Here is a 19,353-nt window from a genome sequence, read left to right as displayed (position 1 = left end):
ACAGGTCCAACATTGGTTATCTTGGTAGCCAGGCCTCGGCGCATTCGGGTTTTGGGGGCGGCGGAGATTGGGAGAGCGCTTTCAAAACACGCTCAAGCACATCCCTGTGACGCTTGAGCTCCGCCATCCATGGCTCCGCACAGTTTTGAAGGCGCTCTCCCAATCTCCGCTTCAAACTTTGACGCGCATCTACATAAAAAAAGACAACGGACATTTTATGGAAATTCGCCCTGCTGCAACGCTGGTTCTGACAAAAGATACGGCCGAGGGTCTACAAGTATTGCTGCTCCAGCGCACTTGGGAAGCGGTCTTTATGCCGGGCTTTTTTGTCTTCCCCGGTGGATCCGTAGACGACCAGGATATCGGCGGGCGACAGCATGCCGTGGGGCGAGGTGATAGTGACATCAGCCAGACCATGAGTCTGGATGAAGGTGGTGCTGACTTTATGCTGGCTGCGGTTCGGGAATGTTTTGAAGAAGCCGGTGTTTTGTTGGCGCTGGATGAGAATGGGAAGGAGGTAACTCCGAAGCACCCGGTTCATGAGGACCGCGATGCTCTCTTCCAGGGTGAATTGACCGTCGCGGAGCTGTGCCAGCGGCACAAACTAACGATTCCGCTGGACCGGCTGGCCTACCTGGGGCACTGGATTACGCCACCCGGACCGCCCCGCCGGTTTGATACCCGGTTTTTCGTGGCAGTGGCGCCGGAGGACCAGCTTGCGAGCCATGACGGGGTGGAGACGATTGATCATGTCTGGCTGAGCCCTGCGCAGGCACTGGAGGATCACCGCTGTGGCCTTCGGTTGCTGGGCCTGCCCACCATCCGCACGCTGCGGATACTGAGCGATTTCGATACCACGGGCGAGGTGATGCGTTACGCTCATGCCAATCCGCCCGAGCCCTATCCCAGCAAGTCATGGCCGGCGGTGAAGAAGGGGAAGTCGGTGATGCTGGAGCCTGGGGCGCCGGCGTATGACGAAGCCGCCAAGCTGGATCCAGAGGGGGAAGGCTCGACCCGCGCGGAGATAGTGCCCGGTGAACCGGTGGAAGTCGCAGCCGGTGTGGTGCGGCTGACGGCCCCGAATCCGGGGATGATGACCGGGCCCGGCACCAATACCTATATACTGGGGCACAAACGATTCACGGTACTGGACCCGGGGCCGGACAATGCCACCCATATTGAACGGATTCTGGAAATCACCGGCGGGGCGATCGATCAGGTGGTGGTGACCCACACCCACCAGGACCATTCGCCCGGCACCGTCGCGCTGAAAGCCAGGACCGGGTGCCGTGTTTATGGTCAGCCGGCGCCGGAAGGGGCCGCCCAGGACCCGACCTTTGCTCCCGATGAGGAACCGGTCCACGGAGATGCGATTTTAACCGACGCGGGCACGCTGAGAGTGCTTCACACGCCGGGCCATGCCTCCAACCACCTGTGTTACCTGCTGATGGAGCAGGAACTTCTGTTTTCCGGTGATCACGTTATGCAGGGCTCGACGGTGGTGATCAATCCCCCGGATGGCGATATGGGAGCCTACCTGGAGTCCCTGTACGATCTGCTGGACGAGCCGGTACGCTACATTGCCCCGGCGCACGGTTTTCTGATGGGGCACCCGGAAGCGGTTATCGATTACCTGATTACCCACCGGTTGGCCCGGGAGCACAAGGTGGCTCGGGTGCTGAAAGACCTGAAAACAGCAAGCCTGAAGGCGTTGACGGCGGACGCTTACGACGACGTCCCGGCTGCCATCCATGGTGTTGCAGCCCGTTCGGCGCTAGCCCATCTGTTGAAGCTGGAGAGGGATGGCAGGGCAGCAAAGGAAGGCGAGATCTGGCATGCCACTTCCCACACCTGAGCCACGGCCTTGCCTCCTTCGTCATGGCCCCGCCCCGGGGTCATGTTATTTCTTTGCGATAATCCACACCGCGTGGACGATACCCGGAATATAGCCAAGAAGGGTCAACACAATGTTGATCCAGAAGTGCTTTCCGATTCCCACTTGTAAAAATACCCCCAACGGCGGTAACAAAATCGCAATAAGAATTCGCAAAAGATCCATAGAGTGAGCTCCCTTTCAGACGTATAACGGATACAGAACCGTAATAGGCATCCTGTAGTCTCATGAATAGGCCATTTTGCGGAAATACACAAAGAGTTCATGAAAGGGGCATTAAACCTTTGTCACAGCCGTATTCATGGAACTTTGGGGCCTCTATCCTTGTCCCGTCCCACAAATTCCGGACGCCAGGCCCCCACTGGCTGACAACCCGAGAGGAACTATGCCGTACCGCTGGCTGACACATCTGTTTCGCGCTGGCCTGATTTCCACATTCTGCGGCAGCCTGGTAGCCCTGCCGGCTGCCCACGCGGAGCAAACCGCTGAATCCGATACACAGGAAGTCCTTGTCGCAGAGCTTGCCGAAGACGAGAGTGTTGAGGATGTGGAGCACTCCGAACCCCTGCGGCCGTCGGAGCCTAAGGACAATGAACCTGCTCCAGCTCCGGCTGAAACTTCCGCTGAAGAAAAGAGCGCCAAAGAAGCACCGGAACAGGCTGACGCAGCAGAACCGCAAGAGCCGGTAGCGGAAGATCAGAGCGAACAAACGAAACAACCTGAACAACAGGAAGAAGCTTCCAGCCTTGAGATGCTCGGGGCAAATGTCCCTCCCGGAACAGCCACGCGGCTGTCCTGGTCACCCGCTATCCAGGGTGCCGGGTTGTCTCAGCCAACCCCCGTACTGGTGGTTAACGGCGCCAAGCCCGGCCCCACCCTGTGCCTGACCGGTGCGGTGCACGGTGATGAACTCAACGGTATAGAAATCATTCGTCGTACCATGTACGACCTGGAGCCGAACAAGCTGTCGGGCAGCGTTGTCGGGGTCCCCATCGTCAATCTGCCCGGTTTTCAGCAAGGCAGCCGCTACCTGCCGGATCGCCGTGACCTTAACCGGCATTTTCCCGGCAGTACCCATGGCAGCCTGGCAGACCGCATTGCCCATTCGCTGTTCGAAAGCGTGATTCGCCACTGCGACATGCTGGTGGATATCCACACCGGATCGCTCAAGCGCACCAATCTGCCCCAGTTGAGGGCTGATATGAACAACCCTGACGTGGCCGAACTGACCCGCGGGTTTGACCGCATGGCCGTGGTCCACAGCACCGGCAGTCCCGGCATGCTTCGCTATGCCGCGATTGAAGCCGGTATCCGCGCTGTCACCATGGAGGCGGGCGAATCCCTGCGGATACAGGAGCACCAGATCAAAGCCGGCGTCAACAGCCTGACCAGTCTGATGGACAAGGAAGGTATGATTTCGAGGATGTTCGTCTGGGGTGACCCGGAGCCGGTGTACTACGACTCGGAATGGGTACGCGCTGAGCACGGCGGTATACTGTTCAGTGAGATCAAGCTCGGTGCCAAAGTTGGTGAAGGTGAGATCCTTGGTTACGTTTCAGACCCTATTACCAATGAACAACACCCCATCCGCGCCAGAATCGATGGCCGGATTATCGGAATGGCCGTGGATCAGGTTGTCATGGCAGGCTTTGCCGCCTACCACGTTGGTACGGAGGCAGAAGTGCCCGGAGAGTAGTATCCTGTCGGGTCCCTGAGTTTCATCAGGGCCAGAAATCCTGACAGGAGCCGGAGTGTCTTCAGATACCCCCAAATCGTTGTGGCTGGCCTATGTCGGCCTGGTTCTGACCCCATTGTTCTGGGCCGGCAACGCCGTTGTCGCCAAAGGCGTGGTGGGAGAGATTCCGCCGCTGTCCATGTCGTTCTGGCGCTGGGTGATCGCTCTGGTGATTCTGTTACCCTTTGGATTGCCGGGGGTATGGCGTCAGCGCCAGCTGATTCGGCAGTACTGGCTGTCGATACTGGCCCTGTCTACCTTCAGCGTCGCGGCCTTCAATTCACTGCTCTACTTTGCCGCGGTGACCACCAGCGCCACCAATATCGCACTGATTAATGCCACCATCCCCATCATGGTGGCATTGCTGGCCTGGGTGTTGCTGGGAGACCGCACCCGCCCGGTGCAGGCGCTGGGTATCGGGCTGGCTGTACTGGGCATTCTGGCGGTTGTTGCCAGGGGAGACCTTTCGGTGCTTACCGGCCTGCAGGCACAGCCCGGCGACCTGATCATGGTGCTGGCGGTGTTCAGTTGGGGCCTGTTCTCGGTGCTGCTTCGCCGCCAGGCCGTACCGCTGCCACCGCTGACATTCCTGACCGTGCAGATCGCCTGCGGCACCCTGGTGATACTGCCGTTTTTCCTGGTGGACCTGGTGTTTTTCTCGGGCGGGTTTGAACTGAACCAGTCGACCGCTCTGCCGATGATGTATTTTGCCATCTTCCCCGGTATTCTGGCCTACGGGTTCTGGAACCACGGGGTACACCGGATTGGCCCGGCCAGGGCGGCCATCTTCATGTACCTGACCCCGGTGTTCGCTTCGGTAATGGCGGGAATATTCCTCGGTGAACGGCTTGGCCTGTTCCACATTGTCGGTGGCCTGCTGATCCTCGCTGGGCTTTTCCTGGCGACCCGCACCAACGAGCTTCGCCGCAAATACCGCTGAACATGCAAAACCGGAAACGCTGAACAGGCAGGGATTCATGGATAATCGCTTGGCAAGAGTCTTGAAATGGAAGGCCGCAATGGTGTTCGCGGCAATCAGCACGGTGGTTTCTGCCGCCCCCTGTGACCCGGAAGAAAACACCTGGGTCCCGAGCCGCTATTACCCTCCTGGCTCAGCCGTGTTTCATAAGGGCCAATGGTACGAATCCCGCCAACACCACGAAGGCAAAACGCCAGGGGCGGATTTCGAGTGGAAAAAGCTGGAATCCGCACCGGACTGCCACCAAAGGGAAGACAGCCCCCATGCCGACAGCATGAGGAAGGATGATCCTCAACAACCGCGGGCACGGGGCCGGGATCCGCAGGAACCCGCGGTGGATACCCGCAATAAAACCAGGCAGGCCTGTGATGAAACCGGGCCCTGGAGCTTTGGCGCCAGCTACACCGTCGGTCAGGTGGCCATCCATGAAGGCCAGGCCTATCGCGCCATACGTCCCAGCAATGGCCAGATGCCGGGCATGAGTCAGCCTCCCCACTGGCAGCCGGTTGACCATCCCTGCAGGAGCGAACCGGCTAGCGGGGATTAACCGGACACGGACGCCATCGCCTGCCGGATTTGTTCCAGAGCCGTCTGCAATACCTGCCGAGGGCAACCAATGTTCATCCGCATGAATCCACGCCCCGCTTCCCCGAAGGTAATGCCCGGGTTCATGCCGATGCCGGCCTGATGCACGAAGAATCGCTTCAGCTCTGAATCATCCATCTCCAGAGCACGGCAATCCAGCCATAACAGGTAGGTGCCCTCCGGTTCGGTCACCTGAATGGCGGGCAAGTGCTGCTCAACGTAGTCCATCACGAAGTCACGATTGCCTTGCAGGTAGACCATGAGTTCATCGAGCCACTGGCCTCCGTGGCGGTAACCGGCTTCAAATCCGGCGATGCTGAACGGGTTGCACTGGTTCATGTGCATGGCATCGAAACCCTCTTTCAATGCCTTGCGATGCTCGGCATTGGCCACCACCAGTGCCGACAGCCCCAGACCGGGCATGTTGAAGGTTTTGCTGGGCGCTACAGCGGTAACCAGGGCGTCCTCCTCCCCGGCCAGGCGAGCCAGTACCTGGTGAGCAGGCTTGTCGGGATAGGTCAGGTCACAGTGAATCTCATCCGACAGCACTATCAGGTTATGCCGCCGGGCAATCGCCAGGACCGCCGTTAGCTCACTTTCGGTCCATACACGGCCCACCGGATTATGGGGTGAACACAGCAATAGCACCCTGGCATCTTCCCGTGCCGCGCAGGCCTCCAGGTGTCCAAGATTCATTTGATATAGTCCATCCACCTGCTCCAGCGGATTCTCGATCACTACCCGGCCGGTTTTTCGAATGGCGCTGAAAAAGGGCGGATAGACCGGCGGCTGGATAATCACGCCCTCGCCTTCCTTTGCAAACGCCAGTGCCGCAGCATGGAGGGAAGGAACCACTCCCGGAGCCATCACTAACCAGTCCCGCTCGATGGTCCAGCCATGGCGGCTCCGGAACCAGTCAATAATGGAGGTGTAGAGGCTTTCCGGGAACAGTGTATAACCGTACACCGGGTGCCTCGCCCGCTCCTCCAGAGCTTGCGTGACCGCCGCCGGTGCCGCAAAATCCATGTCCGCCACCCAGAGCGGAATAACATCCTCGCGGCCGAACACTGCCTTGCGGGCATCGAATTTTACCGAGCAGGTATTCTCCCGCTGAAGGTGTCGGTCGAAAGAGTCAGGCACGAAAGCCCTCCGTTGTTAGGGTGTTGAGGTCAGAGTAGTCGATATCGACGTCATTCTGGGGCAGGAGTGATAACAGCCGCAACCGCCGGGTCCGTCTTTGGTCGCAAAGACACAGGTTTTGCTTGCCTGGCACCGCCAATACTTGCGAACCTAACGGATTAACTGCTCATCCCGATTTGTATTCGGAGCCTTTGAATGCTTGCCCAGATCCTGTCCACGATGTTGCCGGTATTCCTGATTGCCGGCTGTGGTGCGGTTTACGGTCGCTACCGCACCCCCGATATCCAGGGCCTGAACACCCTTAACATGGAGCTGTTTGTGCCCATGCTGGTGTTTGCGGTGTTGGCAGACCAGCAGGCACCGCTGCAGGAATACACCAGCCTGGCGCTGGCGGCTACGGTTGTGGTTCTGGGCTCAGGCATTGTCCTCTACCCTGTGGCCAGGGTCCTGAACCTGAATCTGAAAACTTTCCTGCCGCCGATGATGTTCAACAACTCCGGCAACATGGGTATCCCGATACTGGTGTTGGCGTTCGGCGAGGCAGCCCTGCCGGCGGCCGTTGTGCTGTTTGTTGTGGAGATGCTGCTGCACTTTACCGTGGGCATCTATATGCTCGATCCGCACACCTCCATCATCAGAAGGCTTCGCCTGCCCGTTATTATGGCGAGTATCGCCGGCCTTGCCGTCAATTTCGGCGGCGTACCCATGCCCCAGTGGTTGCTGGAAACCCTGAACATGCTTGGCGGTGTCTGTATCCCCCTGATGCTGTTTACCCTCGGGGTGCGCATGCTGGATGTGGATTTCGGCGACTGGAAACTGGGCATCCTCGGCGCCATTGCCTGCCCCGCCTCCGGGCTGATCCTGGCCTGGCCGATGATTGCGATACTCGATCTCCCCGGCCTGCAGGTGGCCGCCCTCTGGGTCTTTGCCGCCATGCCATCCGCCGTGCTGAACTACATGTTGGCGGAACAATACCAGCAGGAGCCAGAAAAAGTTGCGTCACTGGTTCTGATCAGCAACCTCGGCAGCATTGTGGTGATGCCCATCGTGCTGGGCCTGGTGTTTGCGGCAGGCTATGTCTGAGGCCATTGCGGTCGTTCGTGCCTCCCGCCCCAACTTCCTGGTGCTCGCGCCCCTGTGCGCGGGGCTTGGCGTAGCGGTGGCCTGGCAGCAGAGCACACCGCCAGCAATACCGGATACCCTTCTGGTGCTGATAGGTGCCGTGCTGGCCCATGCTGCAGTGAATCTGCTCAACGAATATGAAGACTTTGTCTCCGGCCTCGACCTGATCACCCGGCGGACCCCTTTCTCCGGTGGCAGCGGAGCTCTGCCAGAGAGACCTTCCGCTGCCAAGCGGGTGCTACTTGCCGCTGGCGGTACCCTCGCACTGGTGATTGGCATCGGGTTGTACTTTCTCTGGCTTCGTGGGCTACCAATGCTGGTGCTCGGTGTTGCCGGTGTTGTGCTGGTAGTGACTTACACCCGCTGGATTACCCGTTCGCCGCTCCTCTGCCTGTTGGCGCCGGGGCTGGGCTTTGGCCCGGTGATGGTTCTGGGCAGCCTGATTGCCCTCGGTGCCACTCTGGACGCAACGGCTCTCACCGTTTCGCTGATCAGCTTGCTGCTGGTCAGCGAGCTTCTGCTGATCAATCAGATTCCCGATGCCGACGCAGATCGCAAAGTCGGCCGCCGCCATCTGGTCATCACACATGGAAAACCGGCGGCAGCCCGACTGGCTGGAGTCATGTTGCTGGCGAGTTACGGCGTGCTGGCAGCGGGACTACTGGCAGGCTGGCTGCCGACCTGGAGCGCTCTTGCCCTGGCCCCGGCACCAGCGGCCCTTTGGTTAAGCCTCCGGCTGCCGGGAGCTCTTGCCGATTCCCGAAGGCTCAATAACCTGCTTGGCATCAATATAGTCATACTGCTGGCCACGCTGACGCTACTGATCTGCGGCCTCAGTCTTTAAGCCGGAACACACTGACCCTTCCGCTCAACTGTTCCGCCAGCGTGGCAAGATCGCGGCTGGCGCCCGCCACCTGTTCGGAACCAGCGGAGGTTTCCACGGTGGAGTCATGAATACGGCTGATGTTGCGGTTCACTTCCTCCGCTACGCTGCTCTGCTCTTCTGCAGCGCTGGCAATCTGGGCGTTCATGTCATTGATTTCACCCACTTCCTGACGGATTTGCGCCAGGGCCTGCTCCGCAGAGCGGGTTTTTTCCACCGTGGTTTTGGCGAGATCGCGGCTGGTTTCCATTACCGCCGCCGCTTCCGAGGCGCCAGTCTGGAGTTTTCCGATCATCTCCTGGATTTCACGGGTGGAATCCTGGGTGCGGGTCGCCAGTGAGCGCACTTCATCGGCCACTACCGCAAAGCCACGGCCGTGGGTACCAGCGCGGGCCGCTTCAATGGCCGCATTCAAGGCCAGCAGATTGGTCTGTTCGGCGATGGCGTTGATCACTTCGATGATTTTTTCGATATTGGCGCTGTCGTCGGAAACCCGGTGCACGGTTACGGCCGCTTTCTCGAGGGTGTCTGCCAGTTCACCAATGGAAACAGCCGTTTCCTGAACCACCCGATTACCGGTCTCCACTTCCAGATCCGCTTTGCCAGTGGCTGTGGCCGCACTGGACGCAAATCCCGCCACTTCATTAACTGTTGCCGCCATCTGGTTGATGGCCGTTGCCATCTGCTCCGCTTCCTCGGACTGGATGCGGATCTGGCGATTGTTGCTATCCGAGGTAGACAGCAACTCCGAGGAACTCCTGGAAAGCTCCTTGGCTGACTGACGAACTTCGCGAATAATCCCGGCGAGTTGCTCCACGGTGTCCCTGAGAGCACCCATCACACTGTCCGGATACTTCGTCTGAATGTCCTGGTCAAGTATGCCGTCCGAGAGCCGACGAATGGCGTCGGCTACTTCATCCGGCTCTGCGCCCAGCGTTGAACGAAGTCTGCGGATGATAAGCACCGCCACCACAATACTCAGCAACACCGCAATTCCGGTGACCAGGAATATGACTTTGTTGAAGTTGCCGGCCGCTTCCCTCACCGCGTCCACATTGGTGGTAATGAAGCCTTCCTGGTGGTCGATGAACGCATTGATGCGGTTCAGCCAAGTGGTATAGGCGGGGGACACGTCCTCCAGCAAAAATTCCCGGGCTTCATCGATGCGGCCGTCCTGGCGTATTTCCAGTAACTCCCCGGTCAGCGCCAGGGTGCTGCGCTCAATCTCCTTGATATCCGCCAGCAGTTGCTGCTCCCGATCTGTGGCTCCGGCTGACCGGAACAGCTGGTCCATGGGCCTGGCTGAGTCTACGTAGAAAGCCTTCAATCGTTCAATATCCTGGAGATGCGTTCTCAGCGCCCGGTCTTCCCGCACCAGCACAGCATCGCGGATGGCAATTGCACGGTCATGAACGCTGCCGCGAAAGTTGATGGCATAGCGCTGCTTGACGGCCGCGTCATCGCCTACTTCGGTGAGGGTCCGGTCAATGAAACCAACCCGATGATTGCTGATAAGACTGACGAGAATCATCAGGGAAAGAATAAGGCCAAAACCCAGGGTGAGTCGTTTAGCGACAGTGAATTTGTTGAACATGATCTGCTCCGGCTGCTCATAACCATAAATCGAATCTATCTATTCACCGGTTTCGCAAAATCAGATCAATGGAGATGCCAGAGAAGGCGGATCTTTTACAATTATTTGCATTGCTACGTATTGTTACACTCCGTGGCAATTAGCCGCCATAACCGCCGGATGCGCTTGCAACCACCCAGGCTTTGACCGAAGGTAAGACTATTCAGGTTGAATTTCATTTTGATACGGAGATCCGCCCATGAGTGTTCTGCTTCTCCTCCTCAGTGCACTGGTACTGATATACCTCGGCATTGGTGGCACCACTGCTGCCGCTGTTCTGGTGATCGCAACGATTGTTGGTCTGTTTCAGGATGGCTGGCACATCCTCAGTATTTTATTCGGCGGCGGCCTGCTTGCCCTGGGCCTGGTTCTGTTGTTTCCGGGCGAGCTGCGTCGAGAAAAATTCAGCGCCCCTTTACTGGGCTGGGTACGGGGCCGCTTACCCAAACTCTCGGATACCGAGGAGGAAGCACTGCGCTCGGGCACGGTGGACTGGGACGGTGAGCTGTTTTCCGGCCAGCCCGAGTGGTCAAAATTACTGGATGCCAAACCCGCCCATCTCTCCAGTGAAGAGCAGGCGTTCCTGGACGGGCCGGTGGAAAAGCTCTGTGGCATGCTGGATGACTGGAAAATCACCCACGAAGAGTTCGACCTTCCCAACAAGGTCTGGAAATTCATTCGCGAGAATGGGTTCTTCGGGCTGATGATCCCCAAGGAACAGGGCGGTAAAGGCTTCTCCCATACCGCCCACTCCGAAATCGTGATGAAAATCTCCACTCGCAGCGTTTCCGCCGCCGTCACCGTAATGGTGCCCAACTCCCTGGGCCCGGGCGAGTTGCTGATGGAGTACGGCACCGATAGCCAGAAAGAATACTACCTGCCCCGGCTCGCCGGCGGCGAGGAAATTCCCTGCTTTGCCCTGACCTCCCCGGTAGCCGGTTCCGACGCAGGCGCAATCCCGGACAAGGGCATCGTCTGTAAGGGCCAATGGGATGGCAAGGAAGTGCTCGGTCTGAAAGTGACCTGGAACAAGCGCTACATCACCCTGGCCCCGGTCGCCACACTGATTGGTCTGGCCATCAAGGTGTACGACCCTGACAGGCTGCTCGGTGACTCCGATGACATCGGCGTGACCTGCGTGATGATTCCGCAGGACCTTGAAGGTGTTCACTCCGGCGCCCGTCACCTGCCGATGAACACCGTGTTCATGAACGGCCCGACCTGGGGTAATGACGTTTTCATTCCCATGGACCAGGTCATCGGTGGCCAGGACATGCTGGGCAAGGGCTGGAAGATGTTGCTGGAATGCCTGTCCATTGGGCGTTCCATCTCCCTGCCCGCGTTGGGCACCGGTGCCGGCAAGGTCGCCAGCCTGGCAACCGGCTCCTATGCCCTGACCCGGGAACAGTTCGGCCGTTCCATCAGCCAGTTTGAAGGGGTCCAGGAAGCCCTCGAACCGATCGCCGGCTACACCTACATGATGGACGCCGCGCGATTGCTGACCTCCGGTATGCTGGACCGCGGGGTACGACCATCCGTGCCTTCGGCGGTGCTGAAGTACCGCAATACCGATCTGATGCGCATTGTGATCAACCATGCCATGGACGTGGTGGCCGGCCGGGGTGTCATCACCGGCCCTCGCAACTTCCTGGCCCGGGCCTATCAGGCGGTGCCCATCGGCATTACGGTTGAGGGCGCCAATATCCTCACCCGCAGCCTGATGGTGTTCGGCCAGGGGGCGATCCGCTGTCATCCGTTCATTGTGGAGGAAATTGAAGCGGCTGGTATGGAAGACAAGAAAGCGGCCGTCGAAAAATTCGATGGCATCTTCTACCGCCATATCGCCCACACCACCCGCAATGCGCTGCGATCCTTTGTGCTCGCCCTGACCGGCGGTTTGCTGGAGCCCGTACCGCGCCAGGGTAATATCCAGTCCAGCTATCGTCAGCTGGCCCGGTTCTCGGCGGCCTTCGCATTGATGACCGACGTGACCCTGCTCACGGTCGGCGGCGGCCTCAAGGCCCGCCAGCGCCTGTCCGGCCGCATGGCGGACTGCCTGGTGCACCTGTATTACGCCACCGCGGTGATCAAGCAGTGGCATGAGGAAGGCTACCCGGATGACCAGCGCCCACTGGTGGACTGGTGTCTGCAAACCAGCCTGCGGGACCTCAAGACGTCCATGCGCAAGCTGATCATCAACTTTCCGGTCCCCTTGCTGCGTTGGCCGATGCGGGTACTGGTGTTCCCGTTGGGTGCCACCGGCCTGAACGGACCGGACGATACATTGGGTACCGAGGTTGCCGCCAGCATCGTCAGGGACACCCCGTTGCGCCAGCGCATCAGCCGTGGCAGTTACGTCAATACCGATCCGGATGATCCACTGGGCCGGGTACTCAACGCCTACCGGCTGGCCAATGAAACCCGTGAAATGCGCGAGCGCCTTCATGAAGCTCTGCGCAACCGTGATGAGGATGAACTCGGGGGCATTGACCTGCTGATGGGCCACGAACGCAAGGAGCTGGTGGACTGGGCCTGTGACCAGGGCGTCGTGAAGGGCGAAGAGTGTGACAAGCTGCTGGAGGCGCTGGAAGCACTCTACGACGTTATCCGGGTTGATGCCTTCGAACCCGACGGCCTGAAAGCCCTGGCGCGCTGCGCCAAGGGCAAACGGAAAGTGGTAGAACGTGCCCCCAAAGAAGAAGAATGATTTCCTTCAGCCGCACTCGATGGACCGGGTGCGGCTGCAGTCCCGCTAGATTCCGACCTCCACTCGCACGCCACTATTGCCTCAGCCTTTCCCTGTGATTGACACATCCTATGAAAGTAGATTCAAAAAGCACTTTTTATGATGAACTTTTAGTTATAAAATATTGAATAGATATTTCATTTGAGAATATATAGATATTCCGGCAGGCTATATGGAACTCCAATTCAGCCAGGTAACCAAATCTTTTGGCGACCTGAACGTTATCAAGCAATTCGACACCACCATCAGGAACGGCGAAATCGTTGCCCTGGTTGGCCCGTCCGGTTGCGGCAAATCCACGCTGTTACACATGCTGGCCGGACTTCAACAGCCCTCTACCGGTACCTTGACGGCGGGCGGCGCCTCGGTTGCCAAACCGTCCCCTGAGCGCACCCTGGTATTCCAGGAGCACGCCCTCTACCCCTGGATGACCTTGCTGGACAACGTGGCCCTGGCACTGGAGTTTCAGGATCAGCCCCGCAAAGCCTCCCTGGAAGAGGCCCGTAAATGGCTGTCCAGGGTCAGGCTTGTCGGTTTTGAAGATTATTACCCCCATCAGGTTTCCGGGGGCATGCGGCAGCGTTGCGCCCTGGCCAGGGCCTTTATTGCCCGCCCCAAGGTACTGCTGCTGGACGAGCCTTTCGGCGCCCTGGATGCGCTGACCCGGATGACCCTGCAAAGTGTCCTCAAAGACCTGATTGAAGAAGAGCGCCCCACCGTGGTTCTGGTCACCCATGACGTGGATGAAGCCCTCTACCTGGCAGACCGTGTCATGGTTTTCAGCCAGCGGCCGGCAACGGTGTTGCGGGAAGTCGAACTGGGACACATCCCCAAGACTCATGACCTGTCTGCTTTCGCCGATGTCCGCCGGGAAGTCCTGAACCTGCTGGGCATTGACACTGACGAACACGAACCCACACATTCCGAAGGAGAAACGGCATGAACCGCTCTTTACTGGCTCCCCTCTTTGCCTTCCTGCTGGCCCTGGCTATCGCCAGCCCGGCAATGGCAGCAGAAGAATTCCGTGTCGGTTATGTCCGCGTTATGGACGATGCCCAGGCCATGTTGGCCTATGAGGCAGGACTCTATGAGAAGTATGGCCTCGACGCAGAACTGATCGAATTCACTTCCGGCACCGACCTGATCAAGGGCATCGTTGGCGGCCAGCTGGATATCGGCGTACTGGGCTTCTCCAATGCCTTTACCTGGGCGTCCAAGGGTGCAGACCTGAAAATTGTCGGCGGTGCGCAGCGCGGCTATCACTCACTGTTGGTGCGTGAAGACTCCGGCATTGAGTCGGTGGAAGACCTGAAGGGCAAGAACCTCGCCTCCCAGAAACAGGGCAGCACCGCAGACATCGTGCTCAAGGGTGTGATGCTCGACAATGCCGGGCTGACCCCGTCAGACCTGAACATCATGGGCGTAGCCCCTTCCGTGGCCGTACAGTCGCTGGTTGGTGGTCGTGTGGATGCCGCCTTCCTGTTCGAGCCGTACGACCGCATCGCGCAGCTGGTGGCTCCGGTCAAGCAGATCTATGAAATTGGCGAGGTGTGGCCATTCCCCTGCATGGTCGTGATTACCTCCGGTGAAACCCTGAAAAACCGCAAGGATGTACTCTGGGCGGCACTGGATGCCCAACGCGACGCCATTGATATGCTTGAGAGCAATCCGGCAGAAGCAGCACCCTATATCACCGACTACTTTATCCGCGAACCGGTGGTGAAATCCCGCAACCAGGGCGATGTGCCCAGCGAGCAGGTGATCACCGAGGCCATCAAGACCAACGACTTCAGTGCCAAACTGACCGAAGACGATATCAACCGCATGAAGGAACTGGCAGCCATCATGCAGGAACAGGATATTCTTCAGGTGGAAGGCGAGTTTGATGTCGATGCCTTGCTGGACCTGTCCTGGCAGCAGGCGCGCGAGCTGTAAGCATGAGCAATACTCAGTCAACCGGCGTTGCCAGCAAACGGGCCTATGTGGCCGCTATCGCCATTATCCTGTTTTTCTGGCAGGTGGCGGCCTGGTTCCTGCCGGACTTCCTGATGCCGGATGTACCGGTGGCACTGCAACGATTGTGGGAGGAGCTTAACAGCGGCGACTTCTACGAAGGGCTCGGCAACAGCATGAGTCGCCTTGGCATCGGATACGGGGCTGCCCTGTTCTTCGGCATCATTCTTGGCCTGGTGGGTGGCACCCTGGACCTGGTGCGCAGCACCCTGAAAGCGGCCATCATCATCCTGCAGTCCATCCCGTCCATTGCCTGGGTGCCGCTGTTCCTGATCCTGATGGGCTTCGGCAATATGCCGATCATTGTCGTAGTGGCCATCGGTGCGTTCTTCCCCACCGCCCTGAGCGTAATGAACGCCACCGAGAGCGTCGAGAAAGTGCATATTTCTGCGGCCCGGGTAATGGGGGCATCCAGGTTGCAGATGCTCAAACGGGTCTACTTCCCTGCGGTTACCCCGGAACTGATCACCGGCGCCCAGCTGGCCTTCGGCAACGCCTGGCGCGCCCTGATCTCTGCCGAGATGATCGTTGGCTTCAGCGCCGGCCTGGGCAAGTCCCTGGCCTATTCCGGCGAGATTGCGGACATGACCGGCGTCATGACCAACATCCTGGTGATTGCCATCCTGGCTGCGGTGATCGATCAGGTGATCCTGGAACGCATCAAACACCGGTTGCTGCGCTACCAGTATCTGTAAAACCTGTTACCGCTTTCCGGGAGGCGATCTGCCTCCCCTCTTTTCTTGACAGACTCCACACCCTCCGACTATTACTGAACTCAGTTCAATTGGCAGTATCTACTACCTTTTCAAAAAAAAAAGACTGAATAACAAATAATAACGAACTGTGGCGCACCGGTCGCCGACTCGAAACGAAGGGGTGTATTTCCGTGAACGACCAGGCTGCGGGCGAACAACCAACATCGTCCCCGATCATCCTCGAAACCCGTAATCTGCAGAAAGATTTCAAGGGCTTTACCGCTATCAATAACGTCAATTTGAAAGTGGAGACGGGTAGCATCCATGCCCTGATTGGTCCCAATGGGGCCGGCAAAACCACTTTTTTCAATCTGCTGACCAGGTTTCTCAAAGCCAGCGCCGGCGAGATTATCTATGACGGTAAAGACATCACCCACGCCCGGCCGGCTGCCATCGCCCAGCAAGGCCTGATTCGGTCATTCCAGATCTCGGCGGTGTTTCCGCATCTGTCCGCCCGTGAAAATGTGCGCATTGCCCTGCAGCGCACACTGGGGGTGTCCTACCAGTTCTGGCGTTCCAAGCGGGTGCTGGACCAATTGAATGAAGAAGCCCAGGCTACGCTGGAACTCGTGGAGCTTGGTCCCTTTGCCGACACGAAGGCGGTCGAGCTGCCCTACGGTCAAAAACGGGCCCTGGAAATTGCCACCACTATCGCCCTCAAGCCCAGGCTTATGCTACTGGACGAGCCCACCCAGGGCATGAGTTCCGAGGACGTCGGCACGGTCACCGATCTGATCAGACGGGTAGTCGAAGGCCGGACCATCGTGATGGTGGAACACAACCTCAACGTAGTTTCCACCCTGGCCGACACCATCACCGTACTTAACCGGGGTGAGGTCCTTGCCGAGGGCGATTACGAGACCGTATCCACCAACCCTGCCGTGATGGAAGCCTACATGGGAACCACCGATGTCGCCTGATCAACGTCCGGAGTTGCTCCGAATCGAAAACCTGCACGCCTGGTACGGCGAGTCCCACATTCTCCACGGCATGAACCTGACCCTGCACGAAGGCGAGGTGATTACACTGCTGGGCCGCAACGGATCCGGGCGCACCACTACCCTGAAGGCCATTCTTGGCCTGGTGGGTCGGCGCACCGGCTCGATCAAGATTCGCGGCACTGAAATCATCAATATGCCCACGCACCGGATTGCCCATGTCGGCAAGCTCGGTTATTGCCCGGAAGAGCGTGGCATTTTTGCTTCCCTCAATGTCGACGAAAACCTGGAGCTGCCCCCAGTGGTCGCAGAGGGCGGTCTGACGGTGGACGACATCTACACCATGTTCCCGAACCTCAAGGAACGGCGGAAAAGCCAGGGCTCCAAGCTCTCTGGCGGCGAACAGCAAATGCTCGCCATTGCCCGCATTCTGCGCACAGGCGCCAACCTGCTGCTGCTGGACGAAATTACCGAAGGGTTAGCGCCGGTGATCCTGAAATCCCTGGATCAGGTGATTCGCAAACTGCGGGAGAAGGGGTTCACCATCATCCTCGTAGAGCAGAACTTCCGGTTTGCCGCGCCTCTGGCGGACCGCCATTACGTCATTGAGCACGGCCAGGTGGTGGAACAGATTGACGCCGCTGACCTGGAGGCCAAAAAAGAGCAGTTGAACAGGCACCTGAGTGTCTGAGCCTGTGGGCCAGGTTCGCCGCAAGCGCACCGACCCTGAATCTGATAAGACCGTGAATCTAACAAGAAAAGGAATCCCACTATGTTCAAGCTCTGGAAACAAGGTCTGGCAAGCGCCATTGCAATAACCACATTGGCAATGCCGCTCACTGCAACCGCCGAACTGACAGACGGTAAGCTCAAGATTGGTGTACTCAGCGATATGTCCGGGGTTTACAAGGCCCTGGAAGGTCCCGGCGCGGTGATTGCTGCCGAAATGGCCGTCGAAGACTTTGGAGGTTCCGTCCTCGACCAGCCGGTGGAAATCATCTCCGCCGATCACCAGAACAAGCCGGACATCGGCGCCAGCACCGCCCGGGAGTGGATCGACGCCAAGGAAGTCGACATGATCACCGCCCTGGACAACTCCTCGGTGGCCCTGTCAGTGCAGGGACTGGCCAACGACAAGAAGATCATCACCATGAACACCGGGGCCGGCACCACGGCCCTTACCGAGGAACAGTGCACGCCCTATGGCATCCACTATGTCTACGACACTCACGCATTACCTGTGGGCACAGCCACAGCCATGGTCAAGAATGGCGGCGAGAGCTGGTTCTTTATCACCGCAGACTATGCCTTTGGCCACTCCCTGCGAGACAACACCGGCGCGGTAGTGGAAAGCCTGGGTGGTGAGGTGGTTGGCAACGTCAACGCGCCGCTGTCCACCAACGATTTCTCTTCCTATCTGCTGCAGGCACAGTCCTCCGGCGCCGACGTCATTGGCCTGGCCAACGCCGGGCAAGACACGGTGAACGCGATCAAACAGGCCAACCAGTTCCGGATCGTGCAAAGCGGGCAGAAACTGGCGGGTATGCTGGTGTTCATCACCGACGTGCATAGCATGGGCCTCGACATTGCCCAGGGGCTGCAGTTCACTACTGCCTTTGTGTGGAACCAGAACGACGAAGCCCGAGCCTGGTCAGAGCGCTTCTTTGAGCGCCACGGTGCCATGCCCACCATGGTACACGCCGGCGTTTACTCCGCCGTTACAAACTACCTGAAAGCGGTTGAAGAAACCGGTACCGACGACAGCGACACCGTTCGTGCCAAGCTCGGCGAGATGACCCTGAACGACATGTTCGTGAAGAACGGCTCTATCATGGCGAACGGCTCCATGCTGCACGATATGTACCTGGTGGAAGTGAAGAAGCCCGAGGAGTCCGAAAGCGAATGGGACCTGCTGAGAGTGGTATCGAAGATTCCGGCGGAACAGGCGTATATTCCGCTGTCCGAATCCAAGTGTTCATTAGTTAACTAACGGTAGAACTGACCACTGCTTCCGGGGAGATAGCCAACGTGTCAATGCAGGTCATAATGGCCCAGGCGCTGCTTGGGCTGAACGTGGGTGTGTTTTATGCCATGTTGAGCCTGGGGCTTGCGGTGATATTCGGCTTGCTGAATATCATCAACTTTGCCCATGGCGCCATGTACATGCTGGGGGCGTTCATTGCCCTCATCGGCTACTCTCTCCTGGAACAATGGTTCGGCATCAGCCTTCAGATCGGTTTCTGGGCGTCACTGCTGGTGGCACCGGTTATCGTCGGCATTCTCGGAGTGCTGATTGAACGTCTGATGCTCAAACGGCTGTACGAGCTCGACCATATTTACGGCCTGCTGCTCACCTTTGGCATCACGCTCATCCTTCAGGGTCTGTTCGCCAACTATTTCAATGTTTCCGGCACGCCCTACCCGGGCCAGCCAGAAGCGCTCAGTGGCGTGGTAAACCTCGGGTTCATGTACTTCCCGACCTACCGTCTGTTTGCCATCGTGTTTTCCCTGGTGGTCTGTTTCGCCACCTGGTGGGCCATCGAACACACCAAACTCGGCTCCAGGCTGCGAGCCGGCGTGGAGAACCCCGACCTGACCCAGGCCTTCGGCCTGAATGTCCCCCTCATGGTCACCCTGACCTTCGCCTTCGGCGCCGGGCTGGCCGGCCTGGCCGGGGTGCTGGCGGCTCCCATCTACTCCGTCAGCCCGCTGATGGGGGCGGACCTGATCATCGTGGTGTTTGCCGTGGTGGTCATCGGCGGCATGGGCTCGATCATGGGCGCCATCCTCTCAGGACTAGCCCTGGGACTGGTTGAGGGGCTGACCAAGGTGTTCTACCCGCCCGCCGCCAGTACCGTTATTTTCTTCCTTATGGTGCTGGTCCTGTTGTTCCGTCCCGCCGGCCTGTTTGGTAAGGAGAAGTAAGCGCC

The 19,353-nt window shown here is 58.7% G+C and carries 17 protein-coding genes; 14 read left to right on the top strand and 3 right to left on the bottom strand.

Going from position 1 to position 19,353, the window contains the following annotated elements:
* The first annotated feature begins 217 nt into the window (after positions 1 to 217).
* Positions 218 to 1,855: an MBL fold metallo-hydrolase gene (locus tag QPL94_RS03405; protein ID WP_285355528.1), complete on the top strand. Its 1,638-nt coding sequence runs from the start codon at positions 218 to 220 to the stop codon at positions 1,853 to 1,855.
* A gap of 45 nt (positions 1,856 to 1,900) precedes the next feature.
* Here the strand turns inward: QPL94_RS03405 and QPL94_RS03400 are convergent, their stop codons facing one another.
* Positions 1,901 to 2,059 (bottom strand): YqaE/Pmp3 family membrane protein, encoded by a 159-nt coding sequence (locus tag QPL94_RS03400; protein WP_285355527.1) that lies wholly within the window; start codon positions 2,057 to 2,059, stop codon positions 1,901 to 1,903.
* A gap of 220 nt (positions 2,060 to 2,279) precedes the next feature.
* Between QPL94_RS03400 and QPL94_RS03395 the strand changes: the two genes are divergently transcribed.
* The 3 genes from QPL94_RS03395 to QPL94_RS03385 are packed head-to-tail and all read left to right on the top strand — an operon-like array spanning position 2,280 to position 5,155.
* Positions 2,280 to 3,590, top strand: a complete 1,311-nt coding sequence (locus tag QPL94_RS03395; RefSeq protein ID WP_285355526.1) for a succinylglutamate desuccinylase/aspartoacylase domain-containing protein — start codon at positions 2,280 to 2,282, stop codon at positions 3,588 to 3,590.
* A gap of 55 nt (positions 3,591 to 3,645) precedes the next feature.
* Positions 3,646 to 4,569 carry a DMT family transporter gene (locus QPL94_RS03390; RefSeq protein WP_285355525.1) on the top strand — a complete coding sequence of 308 codons (924 nt, stop codon included), beginning with the start codon at positions 3,646 to 3,648 and terminating at the stop codon, positions 4,567 to 4,569.
* 37 nt (positions 4,570 to 4,606) lie between these two features.
* The gene (locus QPL94_RS03385; RefSeq protein ID WP_285355524.1) at positions 4,607 to 5,155 is read left to right on the top strand and encodes a carbohydrate-binding protein; all 549 of its coding nucleotides are present in this window, start codon (positions 4,607 to 4,609) and stop codon (positions 5,153 to 5,155) included.
* Here the strand turns inward: QPL94_RS03385 and QPL94_RS03380 are convergent.
* Positions 5,152 to 6,333 (bottom strand): MalY/PatB family protein, encoded by a 1,182-nt coding sequence (locus QPL94_RS03380; RefSeq protein ID WP_285355522.1) that lies wholly within the window; start codon positions 6,331 to 6,333, stop codon positions 5,152 to 5,154. The genes QPL94_RS03385 and QPL94_RS03380 overlap by 4 nt on opposite strands.
* A 195-nt stretch (positions 6,334 to 6,528) precedes the next feature.
* Here QPL94_RS03380 and QPL94_RS03375 point away from each other — a divergent pair, with 195 nt between their 5' ends.
* Together QPL94_RS03375 and QPL94_RS03370 are read left to right on the top strand one after the other, a co-directional pair.
* Positions 6,529 to 7,416 (top strand): AEC family transporter, encoded by an 888-nt coding sequence (locus tag QPL94_RS03375; protein ID WP_285355521.1) that lies wholly within the window; start codon positions 6,529 to 6,531, stop codon positions 7,414 to 7,416.
* Complete coding sequence (locus QPL94_RS03370; protein ID WP_285355520.1) at positions 7,409 to 8,299, top strand: prenyltransferase; 891 nt, start codon at positions 7,409 to 7,411, stop codon at positions 8,297 to 8,299. The genes QPL94_RS03375 and QPL94_RS03370 overlap by 8 nt, the downstream gene beginning before the upstream one ends.
* On the opposite strand, the gene QPL94_RS03365 is transcribed toward QPL94_RS03370, so the two are convergent.
* On the bottom strand, positions 8,289 to 9,932 hold the full coding sequence (locus QPL94_RS03365) for a methyl-accepting chemotaxis protein (RefSeq protein ID WP_285355519.1): 1,644 nt from the start codon (positions 9,930 to 9,932) through the stop codon (positions 8,289 to 8,291). The two genes, QPL94_RS03370 and QPL94_RS03365, sit on opposite strands and share 11 nt — an antisense overlap.
* Before the next feature lie 238 nt (positions 9,933 to 10,170).
* Between QPL94_RS03365 and QPL94_RS03360 the strand changes: the two genes are divergently transcribed.
* The 8 genes from QPL94_RS03360 to QPL94_RS03325 all read left to right on the top strand — a co-directional run bounded on the left by QPL94_RS03360 (position 10,171) and on the right by QPL94_RS03325 (position 19,348).
* The gene (locus tag QPL94_RS03360) at positions 10,171 to 12,678 is read left to right on the top strand and encodes an acyl-CoA dehydrogenase (protein WP_285355518.1); all 2,508 of its coding nucleotides are present in this window, start codon (positions 10,171 to 10,173) and stop codon (positions 12,676 to 12,678) included.
* Between the two features lie 211 nt (positions 12,679 to 12,889).
* A complete protein-coding gene (locus QPL94_RS03355; RefSeq protein ID WP_285355517.1) occupies positions 12,890 to 13,660 on the top strand; it encodes an ABC transporter ATP-binding protein in 771 nt (256 codons plus the stop codon).
* Entirely contained in the window at positions 13,657 to 14,652 is a 996-nt protein-coding gene (locus tag QPL94_RS03350; protein ID WP_285355516.1) for an ABC transporter substrate-binding protein, read from the top strand. The genes QPL94_RS03355 and QPL94_RS03350 overlap by 4 nt, the downstream gene beginning before the upstream one ends.
* A 2-nt stretch (positions 14,653 to 14,654) precedes the next feature.
* Complete coding sequence (locus QPL94_RS03345; protein ID WP_285355515.1) at positions 14,655 to 15,425, top strand: ABC transporter permease; 771 nt, start codon at positions 14,655 to 14,657, stop codon at positions 15,423 to 15,425.
* A 191-nt stretch (positions 15,426 to 15,616) separates the two neighbouring features.
* On the top strand, positions 15,617 to 16,405 hold the full coding sequence (locus QPL94_RS03340; RefSeq protein ID WP_170979026.1) for an ABC transporter ATP-binding protein: 789 nt from the start codon (positions 15,617 to 15,619) through the stop codon (positions 16,403 to 16,405).
* Positions 16,395 to 17,114, top strand: coding sequence for an ABC transporter ATP-binding protein (locus QPL94_RS03335; protein WP_137436401.1), 720 nt, complete (start codon positions 16,395 to 16,397; stop codon positions 17,112 to 17,114). The genes QPL94_RS03340 and QPL94_RS03335 overlap by 11 nt, the downstream gene beginning before the upstream one ends.
* An 81-nt stretch (positions 17,115 to 17,195) precedes the next feature.
* On the top strand, positions 17,196 to 18,413 hold the full coding sequence (locus QPL94_RS03330) for an ABC transporter substrate-binding protein (RefSeq protein WP_285355514.1): 1,218 nt from the start codon (positions 17,196 to 17,198) through the stop codon (positions 18,411 to 18,413).
* A 44-nt stretch (positions 18,414 to 18,457) separates the two neighbouring features.
* Positions 18,458 to 19,348, top strand: coding sequence for a branched-chain amino acid ABC transporter permease (locus QPL94_RS03325; RefSeq protein WP_170979073.1), 891 nt, complete (start codon positions 18,458 to 18,460; stop codon positions 19,346 to 19,348).
* The last annotated feature ends 5 nt before the right edge of the window (positions 19,349 to 19,353 follow it).

The sequence above is a fragment of the Marinobacter sp. SS13-12 genome (assembly GCF_030227115.1).
In the GTDB taxonomy this organism is placed as follows: Bacteria; Pseudomonadota; Gammaproteobacteria; order Pseudomonadales; family Oleiphilaceae; genus Marinobacter.
The sequence above is the reverse complement of the archived record's forward strand: the minus strand, read 5'-3'. Positions and strand labels throughout refer to the sequence as shown.